Origin of the sequence: Caballeronia sp. EK, assembly GCF_014384845.1 — a bacterium.
Classification (GTDB): domain Bacteria; phylum Pseudomonadota; class Gammaproteobacteria; order Burkholderiales; family Burkholderiaceae; genus Caballeronia; species Caballeronia jiangsuensis.
In genome coordinates this window covers 1-6929 of the sequence record NZ_JACSUE010000049.1, presented here as the reverse complement: position 1 = coordinate 6929, position 6929 = coordinate 1, and the positions used below count along the sequence as shown (strand labels likewise).

Sequence of the window (6929 nt, the reverse complement as noted above, 5' to 3'; positions counted from 1 at the left end):
CGATCCCTCGGTCTTCCATCACTGCGTCCCTAGCCGATCAACCGATCCGAACCGCCGTGTACGGACCCGTACGCACGGTGGTGTGGGAGGGGTCGGGCCGCGAGGCCTGCCCCTATCCCGATCGTGCTTTTCGGCGTTCGCGGCAAATCGGTCAGCCAAAAAAAACGCCGCGGTTTTCACCGCGGCGCCCAACGCAAACACCCAGCAAGCACTTCCAGGGTTACGACATCTTTAGTGCGCGTCGCCCGCGTGGGCCGCGCCTTCGAACTCGTGCGCGGCTTCACGCGCATCGCGCCGCGCGTCGCGTTCCTTGCGCACGCCGTTGAACACGATGTTCAACACGACCGCCGACACCGACGCCAGCAAAATCCCGCTATGGAGAATCGGCTCCAGCGCGTGCGGCAGTTGCGTGAAGAACTTCGGCGCGACGACAGGCACCATGCCCATCCCGACGCTCACCGCGACGATGAACAGGTTGTGCTGATTCTTCGAGAAGTCCACGCGCGACAGCGTCTTGATGCCGTTTGCCGCGACCATGCCGAACATCACGATGCCCGCGCCGCCGAGCACGAACGGCGGCACTGACGCCACCACCTGCGCCATCTTCGGGAAGAGGCCGAGCACGACGAGAATCACGCCGCCCGTCGCGCAGACGAAGCGGCTCTTCACGCCCGTCACGCCGATCAGACCGACGTTCTGCGAAAAAGACGTATGCGGGAACGAGTTGAAGATGCCGCCGATCAGCGTGCCGAGTCCATCGACACGCAGGCCGCGCACGAGCGCTTTCTGATCGACCGGACGCTCGACGAGATCGCCGACCGCGAGGAACATGCCCGTCGATTCGATGAAGGTGACGAACATGACGATGACCATCGTCGCGACGGAGAGCGCATCGAAATGCGGCATGCCGAAGTGGAACGGCAGCACGATGCCGACCCACGGCGCGTGCGCGACGCCATCCATGTTCACGCGGCCGAGCAGCGCGGCGATCACGAAGCCCGCGACGATCCCGAGCAGCACCGAGATATTCGCGATGAAACCGCGTGCGAACTTGTTGATGAGCAGGATCAGCGAAAGCACGACGAGCGACAGCAGCAGGAACACCGGATTACCGTATTCGGGATTGCCGATGCCGCCCGCCGCCCAGTTGATGCCAACGCCCATCAGCGAGAGACCGATCACCGCGATCACGGTGCCGACCACGACCGGCGGGAAGAAGCGCAACAGCTTGCCGATCATCGGCGCGAGGAAGATGCCGATCACGCCCGCCGCGATAGTCGCGCCGAACACGTCGAGAATGCCGAGCGAGGGGTTGGTGCCGATCGCGACCATCGGGCCGACGGCCGCGAACGTGCAGCCCATGATCACGGGCAGGCGAATGCCGAAGATCCACAGCCCGAGCGTCTGAATCAAGGTGGCGACGCCGCACGAGAACAAATCCGCGCTGATGAGGAACGCGACCTGGTCTTTTGGCAGTCCCATCGCCGCGCCGAGAATCAGGGGCACCGCGACCGCGCCCGCGTACATCACGAGAACGTGCTGTATGCCGAGCGTCAGCAGTTGACCGGCGGGCAGCCGTTCGTCGCACGGATGCACGGACGGGTTCACCGAACTTGAAGCCATGTCTCTCTCCTATGTCACCTTCCATTTGAATGGCCTCCAAGTTAAGTGCATCGGAACCCACGAACAAGACCACGCGGCGCTATACGTCGCGTTCGCCCATCGATATGGGTTTCGTGAGCCACCGGTGGCGCGAACATGCGCAAGTCCTTGCTGCAAAGGGTTTGACGCACATCGCCGGAATTTCGTCGCGTGACGAAAGGCCGCTTTCTTCGAGCGCTCGTTATGATGTTCATCACGCCGCGCGTATAGTCCGTTTTTCGTGTTCATCGCGCGATCGCGGGGTATACCCGCGTTTTACGCGTTTTCCCTAACGTCTTTTCAGACTCGGAATCCCATGCGTTTTTTAGGCATCGATCTCGGTACGGGCTCCCTGAAACTCGCCATCGTCGATGAAGACGGGCGCGAAATCGCATCGTCGAGCGCGGCGTATTCGGTGACCAGCGCGCAGCCCGGCTGGGCCGAAACCACGGTCGATGCGTGGTACTCCGCGCTCGTCGGCGCCGCGTCGCGCCTGCCCGCGGACGAGCGTGAAGCGGTGAGCGGAATCGGCTTTTCCGGGCAGATGCACGGCGTCGTGCCGACTGCCGCCGATGGCCGCGCACTGCGCGCCGCGATGCTCTGGCCCGACACGCGCGCCCGCGATCTGCTCGACGCATGGCCCGCGCCGCAGTCAAACCCGGTCGCGCCCGGCATGGCGGGGCCGTTGTTGCGCTGGCTCGTGTCGCACGAACCGGAGATCGCGAACGCCACGCGCTGGGCGTTGCAGCCGAAGGACTGGTTGCGCGCGAAGCTCGGCGGAGCATTCGTCACCGATGCATCCGATGCCTGCGCGACCGCGCTCGCGGCGCCATCGGGCGAATGGGACGATGCGCTCATCGACGCGCTCGGCCTGCCGCGAACATGGTTCGCGCCGCTGGCGGCATCGCATGAGAGCGGCGGCGCGTTATCGGGCGAAGCGGCGGCGGAACTGGGCTTGCGCGCGGGCATTCCGATGGCCGTCGGCGCGGGCGATACGCCGTGCGCCGCGCTCGGAAGCGGGCTGTCGGCCGATGGCGACGCGTTGCTCACCACCGGCACCGGCGGCCAGATCGTCGTGATGTGCGCCGCTGCGCCCGCACCCGTGCACGGCCTGCACACGTATCGTGCGGCGACGGGCGCGTGGTATCGCATGGCGGCGATGCAGAACGTCGGCGTCGCGCTGGAAGCGGTGCGCGGCTGGCTCGGCTACGCGTCGTGGCCGCAAGCCTACGACGATGCGTTCGCCGCGAACGCCAGCGCATCCGTGAGCTTCCTGCCGTACCTGAGCGGCGAACGCTCCCCGTGGATGAACCCCGGCGCGCGCGGCGGCTGGCTCGGACTCGGCCTCGACGACACGCGCGCCACGATGATGCGCGCCGCGTTCGAGGGCGTGGCATTCGCCTTGCGTGCCGGACTCGATGCGATCCGCGCGAACGGCACGCCGCTCGATTCGATGCTGCTCGCGGGCGGTGGCTCCGTCGATGCGCGCTGGCGGCAGTTGCTCGCGGATGCATTGCGGGTCGAGCTGCACGCCGTCGACTGCCCGAACGCGGCGACGCGCGGCGCGGCGATCCTCGGCGGCATCGCGGCGGGCCACTGGCGCATCGACGATCTCGCATCGCTCGCACCCACGGCGACGCTCGTCGCGACGCCGCATGCGAACGCTTCACTCGACGCACGGCTCGCGCGTTTCATCGATCTGTACAGGCGTACCGAAGACTGGTTCACGATCGGGCGCGAGTCCGCTTAAACTTTCGTACCTTTAATCCCGATGCAATCCGCATCGGGGAGCATGAAGCGTCGCTTCATATGAGCGGTAACCGAAGCGCGCTTCGTCGAGACCACATCGAACTCAGCCATGCCCGCACCTTCGCCGTCACATCCCGATTTCCGCGCGCGCGCGTTCCTGCTCGATCACGCGTTGCGCACGATGACCTTCTATCACCCGCACTGCATGGATCCTGCGGGCGGCTTCTTCCACTACTACAAGAACGACGGCACGATCTACGACCGCGTCTCGCGACATCTCGTATCGAGTACGCGCTTCGTCTTCAACTACGCGATGGCGTACAAGCACTTCGGTCTCGATGAATATCGCGGCGGCGTGGCGCATGGCATCGAATACCTGCGCGAGTTTCATCGCAATCCCGAGACGGGCGGCTATGCGTGGACGCTGAACGGACGCGACGTCACCGATGCGACCAACCATTGCTACGGCCTCGCGTTCGTCGTGCTCGCCTATGCGAAGGCGGTCGAAGCGGGCTTCGACGAGGCGCGCGTTTATCTCGACGAAACCTGGAACCTGATGGAGACTCACTTCTGGGATGCGCAGCACGGCCTGTACAAGGACGAAGCGAGCGCCGACTGGCAGGTGTCCGACTATCGCGGACAGAACGCGAATATGCACGCCTGCGAGGCACTGCTGGCCGCGTTCGAAGCGACGGGCGAAGCGCGCTATCTCGACCGCGCGGCCCTCGTCGCCGACAACATGGTGAACCGTCAGGCCGCGCTCGCGGGCGGGCTCGTGTGGGAACACTACAAGCCGGACTGGTCGATCGACTGGGACTACAACAAGGGCGATCGCAGCAACATCTTCAGGCCGTGGGGCTTTCAGCCGGGACACCAGACCGAATGGGCGAAGCTGCTGCTGATCCTCGACCGTCATCGGCCCGAGGCGTGGCATGTCACGCGTGCGCGCGAACTGTTCGACCGCGCACTGGAACTGTCGTGGGATCACGAGCACGGCGGAATGGTGTACGGCTTCGATCCCGATGGCAAGTTCTACGACGAGGACAAGTATTTCTGGGTACAGGCGGAATCGCTCGCGACTGCCGCGCTGCTCGCGGACCACGCGCAACGCGACGGCGACGCCGCGCTCGCCGTGCGTTACTGGAACGATTACGACCGCCTGTGGGCGTATAGCTGGGAGCATTTCGTCGATCACAAGTGGGGCGCGTGGTATCGCATTCTCACGCGCGATAACCGCCAGTACAGCGACGAGAAGAGCCCGGCCGGAAAGGTCGACTATCACACGATGGGCGCATGCTACGAAGTCCTGAATGTCGTGCGCTGAAGAGAATCCGCATCACCGAAACTACAGGAGCTGAACGATGAAGACGAAAGCAGCAATCGCATGGGAAGCCGGCAAGCCGTTGACGATCGAGGAAGTCGATCTCGAAGGCCCGCGCGCGGGTGAAGTCCTGATCGAAGTCAAGGCAACGGGCATCTGCCACACCGATTACTACACGCTGTCGGGCGCGGACCCGGAAGGCATCTTTCCGGCGATTCTCGGGCATGAGGGCGCGGGCGTCGTCGTGGATGTCGGGCCTGGTGTCGGCACGTTGAGAAAGGGCGATCACGTCATTCCGCTGTACACGCCGGAATGCCGCCAGTGCAAGTTCTGTCTGTCGCGCAAGACGAATCTCTGTCAGGCGATTCGCGCGACGCAAGGCAAAGGCCTGATGCCCGATGCCACGTCGCGTTTCTCGCTCGACGGCAAGCCCTTGTTTCACTACATGGGCACATCGACGTTTTCGAACTACATCGTCGTGCCTGAAATCGCGGTCGCGAAAGTCCGTGAAGACGCGCCGTTCGACAAGATCTGCTACATCGGCTGCGGCGTGACGACGGGCGTCGGCGCGGTCGTCTACTCGGCGAAAGTGGAAGCGGGCGCGAATGTCGTCGTGTTCGGGCTGGGCGGTATCGGGCTGAACGTGATTCAGGGCGCGAAGATGGTGGGCGCGGACAAGATCATCGGCGTCGATATCAATCCGGGCCGTGTCGAACTCGCGAAGAAGTTCGGCATGACGCACTTCATCAACCCGAAGGAAGTCGAGAATGTCGTCGACCATATCGTGCAACTGACCGATGGCGGCGCGGACTATTCCTTCGAGTGCGTCGGCAATGTGAAGCTCATGCGTCAGGCGCTCGAATGCACGCACAAGGGCTGGGGCCAGTCGTTCATCATCGGCGTGGCGGCGGCGGGCGAAGAGATCAGCACGCGCCCGTTCCAGCTCGTCACGGGCCGCGAATGGAAAGGTTCGGCGTTCGGCGGCGCGCGCGGGCGCACGGACGTGCCGAAGATCGTCGACTGGTACATGGAAGGCAAGATCAATATCGACGATCTGATCACGCATCATCTCAAGCTGGAACAGATCAACGACGGCTTCGACCTGATGAAGAAGGGCGAGTCGATCCGTTCCGTCGTCATCTATTGAGCGAGGAAAACGCCATGCTGGAACTCGTGGAAGAACATCGATGCTTCGACGGCGTGCAGCGCATCTATCGGCACGAATCGCAGACTATCGGCTTGCCGATGCGTTTCTCTGTGTTTTTGCCTGCGCGGGCGTCGTCCGGAAAGGTGCCGGCGCTGTTTTATCTCGCCGGCCTCACCTGCACGGAAGAGACGTTTCCGATCAAGGCGGGCGCGCAGCGTTATGCGGCGGAACACGGTATCGCGTTGATCGCGCCGGATACTTCGCCTCGCGGGGCGGATATTGCGGGCGAGAAAGACGCGTGGGATTTCGGCGTCGGGGCGGGCTTTTATGTCGATGCGACGCGCGAGCCTTGGGCACGGCGTTATCGGATGTACTCGTATGTGACGCAGGAATTGCGCGAGACGGTGCTCGCTGAGTTGCCGGTTCGCGAGGATCGCATCGGTATCTTCGGGCATTCGATGGGCGGTCATGGCGCGCTCGTGCTCGCGTTGCGCAATCCTGAGTTGTACAGGTCGGTGTCGGCGTTCGCGCCGATCGCGGCGCCTTCGCAGTGCCCGTGGGGCGTGAAGGCGTTCTCGGGCTATCTCGGCGACGATCGCGAAGCGTGGAAGCAATACGATGCGAGCGAACTCATCAAGGGGGATGCCGCGGCGCGGTTCGAAGGCGGTATTCTCGTCGATCAGGGATTGGCGGATCAGTTTCTTGCCGAGCAGTTGCATCCGGATGTGTTGGAGCGCAATGCGCGGGGAGCGGGGCACGAGGTGATCGTGCGGCGTCATGAAGGGTATGACCACGGGTATTTCTTTATCTCGACCTTCGTCGGGGAACATGTCGCGCATCATGCGCGGGTTTTGTGTCGGTGAGTCTTTTGGTCTTGCCTTCGCTTTCGCTTTCGTGGAATCCCGATTTCGCGGTGGTCTATTAGCTCTGCCCCTCCCCGGGGCGGGGGTCACTTTCTTTGCTGCTGCAAAGAAAGCAACTGTATTGAGAGTCAAGCGGTGGGGAGCAAAGAATCAAGGTTTTGGGGGATTCCAGGCTGTGCCATCGCGCATCATGGCGTTGAGCTGCGTG

6 protein-coding genes are annotated in these 6929 nt (G+C 63.5%); 5 read left to right on the top strand and 1 reads right to left on the bottom strand.

Features of this window, described 5'->3' with window-relative positions:
* Positions 1–231: 231 nt before the first annotated feature.
* On the bottom strand, positions 232–1623 hold the full coding sequence (locus tag IAG25_RS40680) for a nucleobase:cation symporter-2 family protein (protein WP_187609841.1): 1392 nt from the start codon (positions 1621–1623) through the stop codon (positions 232–234).
* Positions 1624–1957: 334 nt separating this feature from the next.
* Between IAG25_RS40680 and IAG25_RS40675 the strand changes: the two genes are divergently transcribed.
* From IAG25_RS40675 to IAG25_RS41285, 5 genes are all read left to right on the top strand, one after another.
* Positions 1958–3391, top strand: a complete 1434-nt coding sequence (locus tag IAG25_RS40675) for a xylulokinase (RefSeq protein ID WP_187609840.1) — start codon at positions 1958–1960, stop codon at positions 3389–3391.
* A gap of 108 nt (positions 3392–3499) precedes the next feature.
* A complete protein-coding gene (locus IAG25_RS40670) occupies positions 3500–4714 on the top strand; it encodes an AGE family epimerase/isomerase (RefSeq protein WP_187609839.1) in 1215 nt (404 codons plus the stop codon).
* A gap of 37 nt (positions 4715–4751) precedes the next feature.
* On the top strand, positions 4752–5858 hold the full coding sequence (locus IAG25_RS40665; protein ID WP_086970359.1) for an S-(hydroxymethyl)glutathione dehydrogenase/class III alcohol dehydrogenase: 1107 nt from the start codon (positions 4752–4754) through the stop codon (positions 5856–5858).
* Positions 5859–5872: 14 nt separating this feature from the next.
* Entirely contained in the window at positions 5873–6721 is an 849-nt protein-coding gene (fghA, locus tag IAG25_RS40660; protein ID WP_035497846.1) for an S-formylglutathione hydrolase, read from the top strand.
* The coding region (locus IAG25_RS41285) for a hypothetical protein (RefSeq protein ID WP_222946873.1) at positions 6687–6929 on the top strand (243 nt) is incomplete at its 3' end. The genes fghA and IAG25_RS41285, both read left to right, overlap by 35 nt.